Source organism: Vibrio sp. R15-SG3-ISO1A, from assembly GCF_059833955.1.
Window position 1 is genome coordinate 69,849 of record NZ_JCBDGH010000030.1, and the last position, 15,333, is coordinate 85,181.

General features: G+C 48.1%; 16 protein-coding genes. 9 read left to right on the forward strand and 7 right to left on the reverse strand.

The features are described from left to right. Window positions 1-208: 208 nt before the first annotated feature. From fruA to fruB, 3 genes are read right to left on the reverse strand one after another with little or no spacing between them, the layout of a single operon-like run. The gene (fruA, locus tag AC6R0L_RS03570) at window positions 209-1,945 is read right to left on the reverse strand and encodes a PTS fructose transporter subunit IIBC (RefSeq protein ID WP_487901482.1); all 1,737 of its coding nucleotides are present in this window, start codon (window positions 1,943-1,945) and stop codon (window positions 209-211) included. A gap of 54 nt (window positions 1,946-1,999) precedes the next feature. Next, complete coding sequence (pfkB, locus tag AC6R0L_RS03575; RefSeq protein ID WP_487901483.1) at window positions 2,000-2,950, reverse strand: 1-phosphofructokinase; 951 nt, start codon at window positions 2,948-2,950, stop codon at window positions 2,000-2,002. 9 nt (window positions 2,951-2,959) lie between these two features. Beyond that, window positions 2,960-4,090 (reverse strand): fused PTS fructose transporter subunit IIA/HPr protein, encoded by a 1,131-nt coding sequence (gene fruB / locus AC6R0L_RS03580; protein ID WP_500628257.1) that lies wholly within the window; start codon window positions 4,088-4,090, stop codon window positions 2,960-2,962. A 375-nt stretch (window positions 4,091-4,465) separates the two neighbouring features. On the opposite strand from fruB, the gene cra reads away from it, so the two are divergent. Further along, window positions 4,466-5,443 (forward strand): catabolite repressor/activator, encoded by a 978-nt coding sequence (gene cra, locus AC6R0L_RS03585; protein ID WP_500628258.1) that lies wholly within the window; start codon window positions 4,466-4,468, stop codon window positions 5,441-5,443. 100 nt (window positions 5,444-5,543) lie between these two features. Here the strand turns inward: cra and AC6R0L_RS03590 are convergent, their stop codons facing one another. After that, entirely contained in the window at window positions 5,544-6,062 is a 519-nt protein-coding gene (locus AC6R0L_RS03590) for a hypothetical protein (RefSeq protein ID WP_487901486.1), read from the reverse strand. 215 nt (window positions 6,063-6,277) lie between these two features. Between AC6R0L_RS03590 and AC6R0L_RS03595 the strand changes: the two genes are divergently transcribed. The 5 genes from AC6R0L_RS03595 (at window position 6,278) to modC (ending at window position 11,229) form a co-directional block, all read left to right on the forward strand. Next, a complete protein-coding gene (locus AC6R0L_RS03595; protein ID WP_500627188.1) occupies window positions 6,278-7,075 on the forward strand; it encodes a MetQ/NlpA family ABC transporter substrate-binding protein in 798 nt (265 codons plus the stop codon). A 129-nt stretch (window positions 7,076-7,204) separates the two neighbouring features. Continuing rightward, window positions 7,205-8,680, forward strand: a complete 1,476-nt coding sequence (locus AC6R0L_RS03600) for a cobyric acid synthase (protein WP_500628259.1) — start codon at window positions 7,205-7,207, stop codon at window positions 8,678-8,680. After that, window positions 8,677-9,432, forward strand: a complete 756-nt coding sequence (gene modA / locus AC6R0L_RS03605) for a molybdate ABC transporter substrate-binding protein (RefSeq protein ID WP_500628260.1) — start codon at window positions 8,677-8,679, stop codon at window positions 9,430-9,432. Before AC6R0L_RS03600 ends, modA begins: the two co-directional genes overlap by 4 nt. Then, window positions 9,422-10,108 (forward strand): molybdate ABC transporter permease subunit, encoded by a 687-nt coding sequence (gene modB / locus AC6R0L_RS03610; protein WP_500627185.1) that lies wholly within the window; start codon window positions 9,422-9,424, stop codon window positions 10,106-10,108. Before modA ends, modB begins: the two co-directional genes overlap by 11 nt. Then, entirely contained in the window at window positions 10,105-11,229 is a 1,125-nt protein-coding gene (gene modC / locus AC6R0L_RS03615) for a molybdenum ABC transporter ATP-binding protein ModC (RefSeq protein ID WP_500628261.1), read from the forward strand. The genes modB and modC overlap by 4 nt, the downstream gene beginning before the upstream one ends. Before the next feature lie 55 nt (window positions 11,230-11,284). Here modC and AC6R0L_RS03620 read toward each other — a convergent pair whose 3' ends face one another. After that, window positions 11,285-11,722, reverse strand: a complete 438-nt coding sequence (locus tag AC6R0L_RS03620) for a DUF3069 domain-containing protein (RefSeq protein WP_500628262.1) — start codon at window positions 11,720-11,722, stop codon at window positions 11,285-11,287. 169 nt (window positions 11,723-11,891) lie between these two features. On the opposite strand from AC6R0L_RS03620, the gene AC6R0L_RS03625 reads away from it, so the two are divergent. Then, complete coding sequence (locus tag AC6R0L_RS03625) at window positions 11,892-12,821, forward strand: GGDEF domain-containing response regulator (protein WP_487901543.1); 930 nt, start codon at window positions 11,892-11,894, stop codon at window positions 12,819-12,821. Window positions 12,822-12,890: 69 nt separating this feature from the next. On the opposite strand, the gene AC6R0L_RS03630 is transcribed toward AC6R0L_RS03625, so the two are convergent. After that, complete coding sequence (locus tag AC6R0L_RS03630) at window positions 12,891-14,126, reverse strand: GGDEF domain-containing protein (RefSeq protein WP_500628263.1); 1,236 nt, start codon at window positions 14,124-14,126, stop codon at window positions 12,891-12,893. A 218-nt stretch (window positions 14,127-14,344) separates the two neighbouring features. Here AC6R0L_RS03630 and AC6R0L_RS03635 point away from each other — a divergent pair, with 218 nt between their 5' ends. After that, complete coding sequence (locus tag AC6R0L_RS03635; RefSeq protein ID WP_334551886.1) at window positions 14,345-14,716, forward strand: late competence development ComFB family protein; 372 nt, start codon at window positions 14,345-14,347, stop codon at window positions 14,714-14,716. A gap of 10 nt (window positions 14,717-14,726) precedes the next feature. Then, window positions 14,727-15,005 carry an HlyU family transcriptional regulator gene (locus AC6R0L_RS03640; RefSeq protein WP_487901493.1) on the forward strand — a complete coding sequence of 93 codons (279 nt, stop codon included), beginning with the start codon at window positions 14,727-14,729 and terminating at the stop codon, window positions 15,003-15,005. Here AC6R0L_RS03640 and AC6R0L_RS03645 read toward each other — a convergent pair. Further along, window positions 14,998-15,273 carry a hypothetical protein gene (locus AC6R0L_RS03645; RefSeq protein ID WP_487901494.1) on the reverse strand — a complete coding sequence of 92 codons (276 nt, stop codon included), beginning with the start codon at window positions 15,271-15,273 and terminating at the stop codon, window positions 14,998-15,000. The two genes, AC6R0L_RS03640 and AC6R0L_RS03645, sit on opposite strands and share 8 nt — an antisense overlap. Between the last annotated feature and the right edge of the window lie 60 nt (window positions 15,274-15,333).

Consider the following 15,333-nt stretch of genomic DNA (forward strand, 5'->3'; position numbering starts at 1 on the left):
TCATCGAAAAGTTTACCCCAGGGGGATATGCAATACTGTGAAGATGGTGGGATTCTATTGAGCTTAACACCCGTTCCAATGTTTTTCTTTGGTATTGGGTTTTATATCAATAGAGTTATTTGATTGCGCCGCTCTAAGCGATAAAAAAGCGCCCCGGAGAGGAGCGCTGAGCAGATTAAGCATAGACCTAATAAAAGGTTGGGGGGTGTTATGCTTGTGCTTGAACTTGTTTTGCGTCACTGCGTGCTTTTAGGAACGCGTAACCAAAGCCTGTTACTGCTGTACCCGCTGCGATAGCGACAAGATACATGACGACTGGAGTAATCGCGTTCGGGATAAGAAGAACGAACAGACCACCGTGTGGTGCCATCAGTTTAGCGCCAAACAGCATAGACAGAGCACCGGTTAACGCGCCGCCTGCCATACACGCTGGGATAACGCGCATTGGATCTTTTGCTGCAAAAGGAATCGCACCTTCCGAGATAAAGCATAGGCCAAGTACGAAAGAGGCTTTGCCCGCTTCTTGCTCGCTTTTCTCAAATTTGTTTTTCGCGATAAAGGTCGCCAAACCCATGCCCAGAGCCGGTACCATGCCCGCCGCCATGATGGCTGCCATCGGTGCGTAAGTTTGTGATGCCAATAGGCCAACACCAAACGCGTACGCTGCTTTGTTGACTGGACCACCTAAGTCGAAACACATCATCGCGCCAAGGATAATTCCGAGAAGTACTGCGCTGTCAGAGCCCATGTTGTTTAGGAAGTCTGTTAGACCGTTCATAATGCCGGAAACAGGACCACCGACGATGTAGATCATGACCAAACCAGTAAAGAGGGTCGCGACAAACGGGATGATCAAAATGGGTTTGAGTGCTTCCATCGATTGCGGAAGTTGTACTTTATCTGCAAGGAATTTCGCGGCATAACCAGCGATGAAACCTGCGGCGATACCACCAAGGAAGCCTGCGCCTGTTGAGCTTGCGAGCATACCACCGACAAGGCCCGGTGCCAGTCCTGGACGATCCGCAATAGAAAAGGCGATGTAACCGGCGAGCACTGGGATCATGAGCGCGAATGCTGAACCACCACCTATGGTCATCAAGGCTGCGGCGAGCGTGCCTTCTTCTTTAAATGCTTCAATACCAAAGACAAAAGAGAGCGCGATAATCAAACCACCTGCAACTACGACAGGGAGCATGTGTGATACACCGGTCATTAGGTGTTTGTAGGCCCCTTTCTTCTCATCTTGAGCAGAAGATTGATTAGCTGAGCCAGAATGTTGGTAAACCGTCGCTTGCTCAAAGGCTTTATCCATCTCTTCGGCGGTTTTCTTCAGAGCAGGACCGGTTTTAGTACGGTACATTTTTTTGCCGTTGAAACGATCCAGTGGCACTTCGATGTCCGCGGCGATGATCACCAAGTCTGCATCAGCAATTTCTTGGTCTGTGAGTTGGTTTTTCGCACCGACCGAACCGCGAGTTTCTACTTTGATTTGGTGACCACGACGTTTGCCTTCTTCTTCGAGTGCTTCAGCAGCCATAAAGGTGTGCGCCACGCCTGTTGGGCACGCTGTGATGGCCACAATCTTCTTCGCAGAAGAGGTGGCTGGAGCTGCAGCAACCGATTGTGTCGCACTGGAAAGGGGTTGTGCTTGGCTAGCTGCTTGCTCAAGGAATGCAACGGCGTCTTTGGTCACCGCGCTGATGTCACTGCGGAACACTTTTTTGCCGACAAAGCGCGCGTCGTCAACTTCAGTATTCGCCGCAATGACGATCACATCCGCTTGATCGATGTCCGCTTGTGAGAGCACAGTGGTGTCGACAACGCTTGATTGGCATTCAATGGTCGCGTTCCATGCAAGTTTCTTCGCTGCTTTTTCTAACAGTCCAGCAGCAAGAATGCTATTTGCCACGCCGCTCGGGCAGGCAGTAATGATGGCAATATTCATAATGATAACCTTCTGTTCCTTAGTTTGCTTCTACGTTTTGGCGAACGGATTCGCTTAGGCAAGCTCATTAACTTGAGTATTAAGCTTAATTTGATCCAGCTCTTGTTGGCTGGTCACACCAACGCCGACTTGACTCACTGCAAGTGCAGAGAGGGCTGTGGCAAATTGGAGTAATTCGGTTTTTGGCATCTGTTGCATGTGGCCCCAACATAGACCCGCGACTAACGTATCGCCGGCGCCTACTGTGCTGACCACTTGCATTCTTGGCGGCTTGGCGTGGAGCCATTGATCGTCGTGCAACCACATCACACCGTCAGCGCCCATTGAAACGACAATGTTGTCGATGCCTTTGTTAGACAGGGTTTGTGCCGCGTTTTGGCACGCTTCTCGCGTATCCAGTGTTTGACCTAGGAAATCGCCTAACTCTTCCTCGTTAGGTTTGATAAGCCAAGGTTTGGCATCAAGCCCTGCGGCAAGTGCGGCTTTACTGCTGTCAAACAGGACTTTTTTGCCACGTTCACGCAACTGCGCGATCCATGCTGCGCACTGAGCCGGTGTGACACCACCGGGTAGGCTGCCAGCAAAGACAAAGTAGTCATGATCGTTCGCCAGTTCGTGCAGAACTCGCTCAAATTGCGCGATTTGAGCATCGTTTACTTCGACGCCAGGAAAATTGATGTCGCTGACCTCGCCATTTTTCTCCACCAACTTGACGTTGATACGAGTGGAGCCGTCAACTTCGACAAAGCGATCCGTCACACCGATGTTTGAAAACAGTTGGTGGAACAGTTCAGGGTTATCTTTACCTAAAAAACCCGTGACAGTGACGTCAGCACCTAAATCGCGTAGGACCATAGCGACGTTGACCCCTTTGCCCGCCGCTCTTAGGTTGCTCTCTTTGACAAGACTCACGCTACCCACATTGAGGGTATCCAGACTACCGGTCAGATCGAGCGCTGGATTCAACGTGATGGTCACGACTTTATTGGTTGCAATCTCAGACATGGTCGCCCCTTAACCTTCACCAAGGCCAGATTGAATCGCGCTGCCAATGGCTTCCAGTGCCTGAGGTGCATCTGCCCCTTCTGCGGTGAATTGCAGCTGGTGACCGTGTTTAACACCAAGCGCAATCACTTTCATTAGGCTTTTCGCGTTAACGGCTTTGCCGTCGCCATCAAGGTTTGCAACGCGAATGTTCGACTCGAACTTTTTCGCTTCCGCCACCAACATCGCGCCCGGTCTTGCATGTAAACCATGTGCGTTTCGAATTTTGAAGACTGCGGTATTGCCATCAGCGCTGGCTTGCTCTGCTTGTTCGCCTTTGAGTAGCGCGATGACTTGTTCGCCACTGCCATCAAGCAATGAGGTGTGTTTTTGTTCAAAAATCAACTGCGTCAGGTTTTCTAAGATTGCTTGGTGTGCATTGTTGCACGCTGCAAAGGTGATCAATGCTTTGACGTTTTCACCATCAAATTGGCATTGATTCGCCGTGGAAACAAAAGAGACACCGCTACGCTGAACACCTTTTTCGCTGCCGACTAACCAAAGCCCTTGACCAAGGTGGGTGGGTGTTTTTGATACGATATCGGCAACAAAATCGTGGTTTGCGCATCCGGTATTTTTGAGCAAACCAGAAGCGACAGCGCTGAGCTGGACCATATCACTGGCTGGAAAGCCCACTTGAACTAACGACGCGTCGAGATCCACTTCTAACTGAACATCTCCATTCAGGAGTGCGACGATTTCATCCGCGGTTTTTACCGATTTTAGGCGTTCTTCAACGCCGTCAGCGCTCAGTACTTTGGTCAATTGCTTAAGAATGCCCAAGTGTTCGTCCGATTTTGCCGCAATACCAATGGCGACGTAGACACGGTTACTGTCACCCCATTCTACACCGTCAGGGAAGTGGTGAATCGCAACGCCTGTCTCTTTGACCATGTGACGGGTGTCGGTGGTGCCGTGTGGGATGGCTATGCCGTTGCCTAAAAACGTCGAGTTTTGTTTCTCGCGATTGAGCATGCCCTCGACGTACTGCGCGTCGACTAAGCCTTTATTCGCAAGTGTCGATGCAATGTTTTGAATAGCGGCAAATTTATCATCCGCCTGTTGCGATAGGGTGATATCAGTTTTGGTGAGCTTGAGCATGGCGCTTCTCCAGCATAAAAGTCATACAGTTCGTTCTCAGTCTGTGGGCGCGGAGTGCAACTTCTGTTGTCTCTTCTCGCTATTTACTTTCATCTGTTTACTGGGCAGTCAGTATAGCTTGAGACCAGCAACCACTTTAGTGAATCGATTCAGCAAATTCGCGCCACAAAAAAGTTTTAGCAAAGAATGGAGTAATATCTATGAGGTTCCCGCCTCAATACTGTTCAACTTGGTTGAAAATAGTGACCTTACTCTTGTTTTATTCTTTGCTGAATCCTTTCAGCTTTTATACTGAAACGTTTCAGCTTATAATTCAACTCAGCGATAGATCTTTGATGAATTATTATGATCGTGCGCACAGATTAAGGTAGAGATATGACACTAGATGAAGTAGCCCAATTGGCCGGTGTGTCCAAGACAACCGCAAGCTATGTGATTAACGGTAAAGCACAAAAATATCGGATCAGCGAAAAGACACAACGTAAAGTGATGGCGGTGGTGGAAGAGCATAACTATCGCCCGGATCTTGCTGCCAGTACGCTGCGCGCAGGACAAAGTCGATCGTTTGGGTTGGTGATCCCTGATTTAGAAAACACCAGTTATGCCAAGCTTGCAAAACTTCTCGAACAAAGTTCTCGAAAAGCAGGCTATCAAATATTGATCGCCTGTTCGGATGATGACGCTGATACGGAAAAAAATGTCGTCAATGCGTTGATCAGTCGTAAGGTCGATGGGCTGTTTGTGGCGAGCGCGATGCCAGATGCCAATGAATTTTATCTCGACATTCAAAATAAGGGCACGCCGGTTATCGCGATTGACCGTCCCTTAGACGATGAGTTTTTTTCATGCGTGATCAGCGAAGACTTTGGCGCGGCGAATGAGCTCACTCACTCCGTAATTAGTGACGCCGTCACAACTATTGGCTTAATTGGTGCACTTCCAGACCTCAATATCTCTAAAGAGCGTGAGTTGGGTTTTAAGACGGCGGCAGAAGAGCGAGGTTGTAGTGTAGTGATTGGCTATGGTGACCACTTTAACCGTATTGACGCGAAAAAGGTGATGCGTACTTGGCTGGCCAACGATGAGCTTCCCAATGCGATTGTGACCACCTCGTATACATTGTTGGAAGGGGTATTAGACGTATTTCTCGAGCAACCAGAGTTGGTCAAAGGCATCAAACTGGGGACCTTTGGTGATAATCGTCTGCTTGATTTCCTTCCCTTTAAAGTGAACTCTTTGCCTCAGCAATTTGAAATGATTTCAGACAGCGCGTTGGCGTTGGCACTTAACGCGTCGGCAAAACGTTACGATCCGGGTATTGAGTTGATTCCACGTGAGTTGATTGTTCGCTAACCGTTTTAACTAAGATAAGGTTACTAAAACAGGGATACTAAAACCGTGGAACTAAAAAGCGCCAAGACGGCGCTTTTTTCACATCAGAGCAGCACGATCATCAGTACTGAAAACGAACGCTCATCGTCAATTGTGGACCATAGAGTCCGTTGTTTCTTGTCTCGGCTGATAGCGACATCTGCTGAGTAGAGTGAAAACGAAGTCCGGCGTGAAAGACAGAGGAATCATCCAAACGGCCTAATCGCATCGTCGCTTCGACTTGTTCAGTCAACCAAAGACGACCGCCAATGTTCATTTCAATCTGCGTGTCGCTATCACCTGCCACATATTTTGTTTGGTGAAGTAGCATTTGACCATACACATCCGCAAATTGTGTTACTGGTCCATTAAAACCGATACCACCGGCAACGTCATAATCGCCATCAAACTGAGAATCGGCGCGAATGATCAAATGGGAGTTTTCCGTGAATAGAGTGGTAAACTCACCGCCTAATGTCGAGGGATTGGCGCCTACACGCACTTCAAAGTAGTTGTAGCTGAAGTTATTCGCTTGTGCTGATGTCGCCGCAAGAGCCAGCGCGCTGGTAAGTAGGATTTTTTTCAAAACAGTCTCCGACATTGTCAATTTTCCGTCTAAGCGCCACATTGGCTTGGCGTTTTTGCCTAATGAAAAAATATTAGCAAGTTTTAAGCCAGCCATTTGAGGTGGGTGTCATTATTGATGATTTAAAATGATTTGTCGCCTACGAATTGAATTGATTGATTTTTTATATAGAAAGCATACAGTGGAGCTCTAGCCATCTAAAAGGCTTTTATTAACAATGAGAGGGAAATATGAAGTTAGTCAGTAAGGTGTCGTTGCTAGCATTCATCACGGTAGTCGGACTTACCGGGTGCGGCGAAAAAGAAGAGTCAGTGATTAAAGTTGGAGCGACGGTTGGCCCGCACGCCCAGGTTGTCGAGGCGGTAGCAAAACAAGCCGAGCAGCATGGGTTAAAGGTGCAAGTGATCGAGTTTTCGGATTATGTCACACCAAACGCGGCGCTTGATGATGGCAGTATCGATATCAATAGTTATCAACATCAACCATTTTTAGACAGTTTTAATCAAAATCATGGTACAGAACTTGTCTCAATCGGCCGTTCAATCCTCATGCGTATGGGACTTTACTCAAATAAATACCGCACTTTAGATGCGTTGCCAGAGAAAGCGCGTATCGCGATACCAAACGATCCGACTAATGGTGGTCGCGGTCTATTATTGCTTGCTGATGCGGGAGTGATCACCCTGAAAGAGGGCGTTGGATATGCGGCAATGCTCACTGATGTTGTGGACAACCCTAAACAGTTCGAATTCATCGAGGTCGATGCGGCGCAGTTACCCAGAACTCTGGATGATGTCGATGCTGCGGCAATCACGATGAACTATGTGATGTCATCAGGGCTTGATCCGCAGAAACAGAGTATTTATCTCGAATCGACCGATGCCCCGCTCGCTGTTATGGTCATCGCGACCCGTAAAGGGGAAGAGACTAAACCTGAGTATCAGCAGTTCGTCGAGATCTTCCAATCGCAAGAAACGAAAGCCTTCCTAGCCAAGCAGTTTGGTAGCACGATTGAAGCGGCGTTCTAATTCGCAGAATGATTGAGAGCCCGAGGTATTACCACCTCGGGCTTTTTTATCGAAACATTAGCGATTGCAAGGTGGGAGTGGTATCGTCAGCCAACATAACGGATGGATTTATTGTAGTTTTTTCTTTATATGAAAACGCCTCTTCAAGCCCTAATGGTACAGGGTACAACCTCTGACGCAGGAAAAAGCGTTGTCGTGGCAGGTCTTTGCCGAGTGTTGGCTCGCCGCGGTGTGCGAGTTGCCCCATTTAAACCACAGAATATGGCGTTAAACAGCGCCGTGACCGCTGACGGTGGTGAAATTGGTCGCGCCCAAGCGGTTCAAGCTTTAGCCGCCGGTGTTGAGCCTAGTGTACATATGAATCCAGTGTTACTTAAGCCCAATTCCGATACTGGCGCACAGGTGATCGTGCAAGGTAAAGCACTGAGCAATATGGAAGCGTGTGGTTATCAGAACTACAAACAGTTAGCGCTGCCTTTTGTGATGGACTCGTTTAGTCAACTGACCGAACACTATGATTCGATTATGATCGAAGGCGCTGGTAGCCCAGCAGAAATCAATCTACGTGAGAATGATATCGCCAATATGGGCTTTGCTGAGGAGGCAGATGTGCCAGTCGTGATTGTCGCCGATATTGATCGGGGCGGCGTGTTTGCTCACTTATACGGCACTCTGGCCCTGCTATCAGAGAGCGAGCAGCAGCGAGTCAAAGGATTTATTATTAATCGCTTTCGTGGTGATATTTCACTGCTCGAACCTGGCCTTGATTGGCTGGAAGAAAAAACCGGCAAGCCTGTCATCGGCGTGTTGCCGTATCTGCACGGGTTTGAGTTAGAGGCGGAAGATGCCATCAATACTCAGCAATCGCTCAATTCGAGCGCGAAGATTCAGGTTGCGGTGCCAGTGTTTACTCGGATCAGCAATCACACCGACTTTGATGCGTTAAGAAGCAACCCAGACATTCACCTTAGATACGTAGGTAAGGGGGAGTCGCTGTTGGGAGCAGACGTCATTATTTTGCCGGGCTCAAAATCGGTCCGCAGCGATCTTACCTACTTGCGCAGTCAGGGATGGGATCGCGATATCCAGCGTCATCTTCGTTTAGGCGGCAAAGTGATTGGCATTTGTGGTGGATACCAAATGCTGGGTCAGTACATTGATGATCCTTTGGGGTTAGAAAGTGACGCAGGCAGCACAGCAGGGCTGGGGTACTTGCAGACTCAAACGGTGATCACCGACTCAAAAACGCTAACGAATGTGCATGGCCAACTCTCATTAAATGGCAGCACGGTGCCTGTATCAGGCTATGAGATTCATGCTGGTCGCACTCAAACCACAGATGTATCGCCCATTATGCTCAGTTCGGGCGAGAGAGATGGCGCGTTGAGTGAGTGTAATCAAGTCTTTGGGACCTATTTACATGGTATCTTTAACTCGGCCGAGGCGACGACGCTGATTATGCGTTGGGCAACCGGTGAGGAGATCGGCGCGATAGACCATAATGCGCGCCAACTTGATGCCATCGATCGTATTGCTGATGCCATCGAGCAGCATTTGAAACTGGATTTACTCTGGCCAGAACTAGAGACACAGAACAAACAATGAAACAACGATTTTCACTTTTCTTCGCTATGTGGTTAGGCCTTGCTTTTCACGCTCATGCGCAAGACAAACTCACGGTTTATGCCGCCGCGTCGATGACCAATGTGGTCTCAGAGCTCGTGAATGAATTCGAGCAGCAGCGTGATGTCTCGGTGATCACCGTGTTTGGTGGCTCTTCGTCCCTAGCGCGGCAAATTGCCTATGGCGCACCCGCAGACGTGTTTATTTCAGCGAACCATCAGTGGGTGCAATATTTGATCGACAATGGCAGTGTAGAACCACACCAGGTGAAACAGATAGCGGCAAACCAACTCGTCGTCATTGCCAAGAAGCAGATCGCTTTGGCTGTCGGGGACGTTCAATCTTGGCAACAAGCGCTAAACGGGCAAAGACTCGCGGTGGGGCAAACCGACACGGTTCCCGCTGGTATCTATGCGAAACAAGCGCTGACTTGGCTTGGCGTCTGGCAGAGCGTAGAGATGTCGCTCGCGCCGAGTAAAAGTGTACGTGCTGCTCTGGCGTTAGTGGAGCGAGGTGAAACGCCATTAGGGATTGTCTATAAAACCGATGCGATGCAATCAGAGAAGGTGACAGTGGTAGCCACGCTTTCGGAGCGTAGCCACGACCCGATTCAATATCCTGCTGCTGTTGTGAGTGACAATGTCACGGCGAACGAATTTCTTGATTACTTGCAAACGCGTGACCCAAGAGCGCTGTTTACACAATACGGATTTTTAGTCAGTGATGCTCAGTGATTACGAGATTCAAGCCTTATCACTCAGTTTGAAAATAGCGGGGGTGGCGGTGCTATGGCTGATCCCCCTTGGTATCTTGTTGGCGTGGTTGCTGGCTAGAAAGTCGTTTTTCGGACGTAGCGTGTTAGATAGCCTCATCCACCTACCACTGGTGTTACCCCCTGTTGTGATTGGCTATTTGCTGCTGATTTCCCTTGGTCGCCAAGGCTGGCTTGGTCAGTATCTGTTTGAGCATTGGGGGCTGGTCTTCGCCTTCAGTTGGAAAGGCGCGGTAATCGCGTGCATGATTGTCTCTCTACCATTGATGGTCAGGTCGGTTCGTTTGAGTCTAGAGTCCATTGACCCACGCCTTGAAGAGGCAGCGGCCACATTGGGTGCTTCCCCGTTGAAAATCTTTACCACCATTACACTGCCTTTAACCTTACCGGGCATTATTACCGGTACGATGCTCGCCTTTGCGCGCAGCTTAGGTGAATTTGGTGCCACCATCAGTTTTGTCTCCAACATTCCTGGCGAAACGCAAACCATTCCTTTGGCGATGTACACCTTTATCGAGACCCCGGGCGCAGAGTATGCGGCAATGAGGCTGTGCCTCATCTCAATTGCGATTGCGTTACTCTCTCTGTTTATTTCTGGCTGGTTAAGCCGAGTCAGTCAAAAAAGGCTAGGGCAATGACGAATTCGCACGCGCTGAACGTTCAGTACCGCACCCGACTCGGTGATCAAACGTTTGATATCGACCTTGCGTTGCCCAATCGCGGCATTACCGCCATCTTTGGCCGTTCGGGGGCGGGCAAAACCAGTTTGATTCATTCTGTCGCTGGCCTTCATACGCCCCTAGAAGGGCGGATTCAACTCAATGACCGTGTGTTGTTTTGCTCACAAAATAAGATCAACGTCCCGGTGCATCAGCGCAATGTGGGTTACGTGTTTCAAGAAGCCCGCTTATTTCCCCATTATCGCGTTGAAGGCAACTTGCTGTATGGCGTGAAGGGGGATGATAAGGCACATTTTGACAAGGTGGTGGACACGCTCGATCTCGGCGCGCTGTTGAGTCGTTACCCTAAAGCGTTGTCTGGGGGAGAAAAGCAGCGCGTCGCAATAGGACGAGCATTGCTGCGCAAGCCAGACATACTCCTGATGGATGAGCCGCTTGCGTCATTGGACATGCCGAGAAAGCGCGAAGTGATGCCGTATCTTGAGCAGCTTGCTGCCGATATCGACGTGCCTATTCTTTATGTTTCCCACAGCTTGAATGAAGTATTGCGTCTGGCTAATCAACTGGTGGTGATCGATGACGGTCGGGTGGTGGCTTGCGATAATATTGAGGCGGTCTGGTCTTCAGACGTCATGCGCCCGTGGCACTCGTTTTCGGAGCAAAGCTCGCTGTTCGAGGCTCGTGTCCTGCGCCACAATCACCACTATGCGTTGACTGAGGTGAGTTTAACGCCTGCGCATTCGCTCTGGGTGCAAAAAATCAACGTCAGTGAAGACGACTTAGTACGGCTGCAAATTCGCGCCAATGATGTCTCTTTGGCTCTAGAGCCGCCAAAGCGAACGTCGATTCGTAATAGCCTTAAAGTTACGATTGATCAATTGGAAGAGGTGCGTCATGGTGATCAACGGCAAAGTGTGACGGTCTATTTGCGCCTAGATGAAAGACGAACCCTCAAAGCGACCATTACTCAGTGGGCCAAAGATGAGTTGAATTTAACACCTGGGATGACGGTATACGCCCAGATCAAAGGCGTGAGCGTGACTCAAAAAGACATTGCGCTTGCCCACGGTGACAGGTAGCCATTAAAAAAGCGCCTTGCGGCGCTTTTTCAACAAAACGGTTGTGTTGCGATCATTACTTCGCAAAGACATCCGTAAAGTCGCGTTTAAGAATAGGGTCGCGGCGTGCTTTTTTAATTTGCTTAACCATATCTTTCACACAGTTGTGCAGGACTTGGTCGAGAAGCTGAGCACGGTACTCTTCTTTTTGCTCATCTGTCATCTCTTTGGGCAGATTAAGCGTTGGAAACTCTTCCATTACGTTAAGCCCAGCAAACGCTTGGCTTACCGACACAAGCGCATGGAACTGCTCAAAGTTATCGAGAACATTTTGCGCACTGTTTGGCAGTTGTTCCCAAGATTCGCGCACGGCTTCTTCCGATACTTCATGAATTGAGACGACCATGGTGTGCATAGCTTCTGGTACGCCATCAAACTCAATCACTTGACGAAGTTCAGCGGAAACGGTGGACAGGTCTACGACAGCTTGTTCTGCTTGATTCTCGTCAGACATAAGGATGCTCTCTTTAATTACTAAAATTAGGGCGTTATCGTAAAAAAAACCGTATAAAAGTCAACATAAGTTGGCTGAACATGGGGTGGTAAGGTATGCTTTTAGACAACGGATTACGATATTCATGAATTAAATCAAGGTAGTTAGCGTGGATAAAGCAGGTTCTTCGATGAAAATCTTGCTAGTGGATGACGTGCAAATGGAACGCATGCAGCTAGCCATTCGACTTAAGCAGCTTGGCCATACGGTCGAAATGGCGGATTCTGGCGCCGGTGCTTTGGATATTTATCCCACCTTTGAACCTGATTTGGTACTGCTCGATATCAGCATGCCGGATATGAACGGCTTTGAAGTTTCATCTCGAATTCGTGATCTGTATGAAGAGTGGGTACCGATCATTTTCCTAAGTGGTCACGATGAGCCGGCGATCATCGCTAAAGCCATTGAAGCTGGCGGCGATGACTACTTGATCAAGCCCGTGGATAAGATCGTTCTTAACTCTAAGTTGATTGCCATGCAGCGCATCGCTGCCATGCGCCGTGAATATAAAAAGAAATCCGCCGCCCTTGAAGAGGCCAATCGTCTGCTTGAAAAGTTGGCGACAGAAGATGGCCTTACTAAAGTCGCAAACCGTCGCTCAATCGATGAAAAAACTCGTGAGCTGATTGCGTTTCATGGTCGCCATCATCTGCCCCTCGGGTTCATACTGCTGGATGTAGACCACTTTAAACTCTACAACGACACGTACGGTCACATCGAAGGCGACAAGTGCCTTGTTGCCCTTGCGAGTGCATTGTCGGGCCTGTTTGTTCGCAATGGCGAAGTGGTGGGGCGTTATGGTGGGGAAGAGTTCATTGTGCTGCTCGGCTATACCGATGAAAACAAGGTTGAGCAAGATGCGCAGCGGATCCACAATACCGTTGAAGCGTTGGATATCGCTCACGAATCTTCACCCATTCATCAAAACGTGACCGTGTCACAAGGTGTCTATTCCTTTGTTCCTAGCGGAAAGGAGACATTGGAGTCGGTATTTGAGAAAGTGGATAAAGCTTTGTACCAAGCCAAGGCGTCTGGCCGAAATCGATACGTGATTGTGTGAGCGCTGGTTGCACTCTTCATTTATGCACTCTTTATTCATGTTGCACTTGATTTACGCGTATTGGGTTTATTATGCGTAAGCGACTCGGTTACGCCCGGCCTTTTTCGCTTTATATAAAGCGTTGTCCGCTTCTTTAATCACTTGAGAGACTTTGCGTGTTTCCTGGCTGTCGCAGACACCAATACTGATGGTCACGCTTACCGAGTCTGGGTTTTTCGCCGAACCGCGCTGTTTTGTCCCTTGTTTGTTGTCTTTTGGCCGCGCAGATTGATCGCGCAACATCATTTCGTACTCTTCAATCGACACTCGTAACGCCTCAAGATGCTCTTTTACCTGTTCGGCATACCGACCTTTAAAAATGACGGTGAACTCCTCACCGCCGTAGCGATACACTCGCGCTCTACCGCCGACTTGCTGAAGTTTACTGGCGACTAAGCGCAGCACATCGTCGCCGGTGTCATGGCCATAGGTGTCATTGAACGACTTAAAGTGATCAATATCGAGCATGGCAATCGTAAATTTTCGACCTAGGTGTTTTAAGTCTGACTCAAGTGCCAATCGTCCAGGGATATCGGTCAAACGATCGTTAAACGCCATTTCGTAACTGGCTGACAGTAAGTAAACCAGCAGCAATATGCCTGCAAGAGAGAACATGGTGCTCGAAATAAAGGGCACATGGAAAAAGATAAACGTCACAGATGCAAGCAGTATTGATGAGTATATTACCACATCGATAATGCGATTTTTTGCCATGACCAATATCGCGCCACTTAAAGTGATGGCAAACATGTAAAGCACAAGAATCAGTGGGATTCGCGATACGGCGGGTTCGATAAATAAAAACGTTGAGTTAATGTCATCGAAACCACCATCGTAAAAGTGAGCCAATACGAGGTAGCACCAGACGATAATAAGTGACAGCGTCACCAAATAAAGCCCAAATGAGCGAGACATTAAACTCGAATCTTTGTAGGGATAGACACTGAGTAGTGCAATAGGCAGCAAAAAGGCCAACAACGACAACTCAAGCACCGTCGTGCCAGTCGATAGTGGAGATTGTAGTCGAGACTGTATCAACCAGTAGGCAAGCAGAAGGGTCGTGGCGACCATGGCGATTCGGCTCTGTTTGAACGCGTTCGCTAACGCTATCGCACAAATAAACAGAACAAAAGGCAGTTTCGAGGTGATATCCAGGTTGGCTTGCGTCAATGTGATGACATTGTTCATACCAGACGCGATGAATAACAGTAGCAGTAGCGGAAACGACAACCGAAACCAATTAGCGGAAACTACTGACAGTGACATGCAACAACCAAACCCACAGAAAAAGACATATTGAATAGCAAAAGATAAGAATACTTTGATTTGCTGAAAATCCAAGCTTTTTACTAAACTTAAGTAGCAAATTGGATCATATGTTTAATGTTTGAACACCATCATATCTAAATGACTCTATTGCATGGCAATTTTAGGTAATGTTCCACATACTGATACCAGAAGCATAACGAAAAGGAGTGATTGATATGCAGATTAGCGTTGATGTCCACAATTACATGGAAACCTTAGTTGGACACGTGCTTGCGCGAGAAGAATTTACTCAGAGATTCGACCATGATCAATTGGCCGATTTAGCGTGTCTTGCGCTCAGCCAATTGAGGCCCGTCTACATCCGTTTTGATGTCGACTTTCTCTCTGCACTCCCAGAAGAACGTTTAGTGGCATTAAAAGAGTATGCTGAGACAGCGGTCTCTTCTGCTGTGAGCCTGATCGTTGACGACCGCCGTAAAAATCGTAAAGATGAGATTCCGGTGATCATCAACAAGCCACGTTTTGATGATGACTTGGAGCTGGAATGGTTTGAGAAACCGATTGTATCCATGAAAAGTCGTAAGTAAGGAGTTATAAATGGGATTGTTTTCACGTCTATTTGGTGGCGGAAAATCACAACAAGCCGTCGCGGTAGAGCCGGTTGAATATAAAGGTTATCTCATTTATCAAGAATCCATTGCAGAAGGCGGTCAATACCGTATTGCAGGACGTATTGAGAAAGAAAAAGAGGGCGAGATCCTATCACACCGTTTTATTCGCTCAGATGTGCTCGCTAGTAAAGACGATGCCAATGAATTGATGCTGAAAAAATCACAAATGTTCATTGATCAAATGGGTGACAGTATTTTCAGCTAACAGTTTTCGTTAACAGTGACGTAATAAGACGCGTAATGGGAAAGTAACCCATAGAGAGTGCGCCTGATTGATTATTTTGCTGTGATAACTCCTCAATTTGATGAACATCATACTCTAAGAAGCCATTAGCCGTTATGCTGATGGCTTCTTTGTTTTGGTGAGTAAGATAATTTGTTGTTTTAAAGGAAATTTTTGCTTGCACTGGACGCAACTGGTTTGACCTCCTATCAATGGTTTCTGTCTTGTCCTTTTTGTCGTTCAGACGCACAATCCTTCATTCCCAACGGTTATAACTCATGATTTTTTCAGCAAGTTTTTAAAAAGACTT

Bases quoted from the DNA above. Each gene is read 5' to 3' on its own strand.
- AC6R0L_RS03620 (WP_500628262.1), bottom strand. From the start codon at position 11,722: ATGTCTGACGAGAATCAAGCAGAACAAGCTGTCGTAGACCTGTCCACC.
- pfkB (WP_487901483.1), bottom strand. From the start codon at position 2,950: ATGTCTGAGATTGCAACCAATAAAGTCGTGACCATCACGTTGAATCCA.
- AC6R0L_RS03630 (WP_500628263.1), bottom strand. From the start codon at position 14,126: ATGTCACTGTCAGTAGTTTCCGCTAATTGGTTTCGGTTGTCGTTTCCG.
- modB (WP_500627185.1), top strand. From the start codon at position 9,422: ATGCTCAGTGATTACGAGATTCAAGCCTTATCACTCAGTTTGAAAATA.
- AC6R0L_RS03600 (WP_500628259.1), top strand. From the start codon at position 7,205: ATGAAAACGCCTCTTCAAGCCCTAATGGTACAGGGTACAACCTCTGAC.
- AC6R0L_RS03635 (WP_334551886.1), top strand. From the start codon at position 14,345: ATGCAGATTAGCGTTGATGTCCACAATTACATGGAAACCTTAGTTGGA.
- AC6R0L_RS03595 (WP_500627188.1), top strand. From the start codon at position 6,278: ATGAAGTTAGTCAGTAAGGTGTCGTTGCTAGCATTCATCACGGTAGTC.
- fruB (WP_500628257.1), bottom strand. From the start codon at position 4,090: ATGCTCAAGCTCACCAAAACTGATATCACCCTATCGCAACAGGCGGAT.
- AC6R0L_RS03625 (WP_487901543.1), top strand. From the start codon at position 11,892: ATGAAAATCTTGCTAGTGGATGACGTGCAAATGGAACGCATGCAGCTA.
- AC6R0L_RS03640 (WP_487901493.1), top strand. From the start codon at position 14,727: ATGGGATTGTTTTCACGTCTATTTGGTGGCGGAAAATCACAACAAGCC.
- modC (WP_500628261.1), top strand. From the start codon at position 10,105: ATGACGAATTCGCACGCGCTGAACGTTCAGTACCGCACCCGACTCGGT.
- modA (WP_500628260.1), top strand. From the start codon at position 8,677: ATGAAACAACGATTTTCACTTTTCTTCGCTATGTGGTTAGGCCTTGCT.
- AC6R0L_RS03590 (WP_487901486.1), bottom strand. From the start codon at position 6,062: ATGTCGGAGACTGTTTTGAAAAAAATCCTACTTACCAGCGCGCTGGCT.
- cra (WP_500628258.1), top strand. From the start codon at position 4,466: ATGACACTAGATGAAGTAGCCCAATTGGCCGGTGTGTCCAAGACAACC.
- fruA (WP_487901482.1), bottom strand. From the start codon at position 1,945: ATGAATATTGCCATCATTACTGCCTGCCCGAGCGGCGTGGCAAATAGC.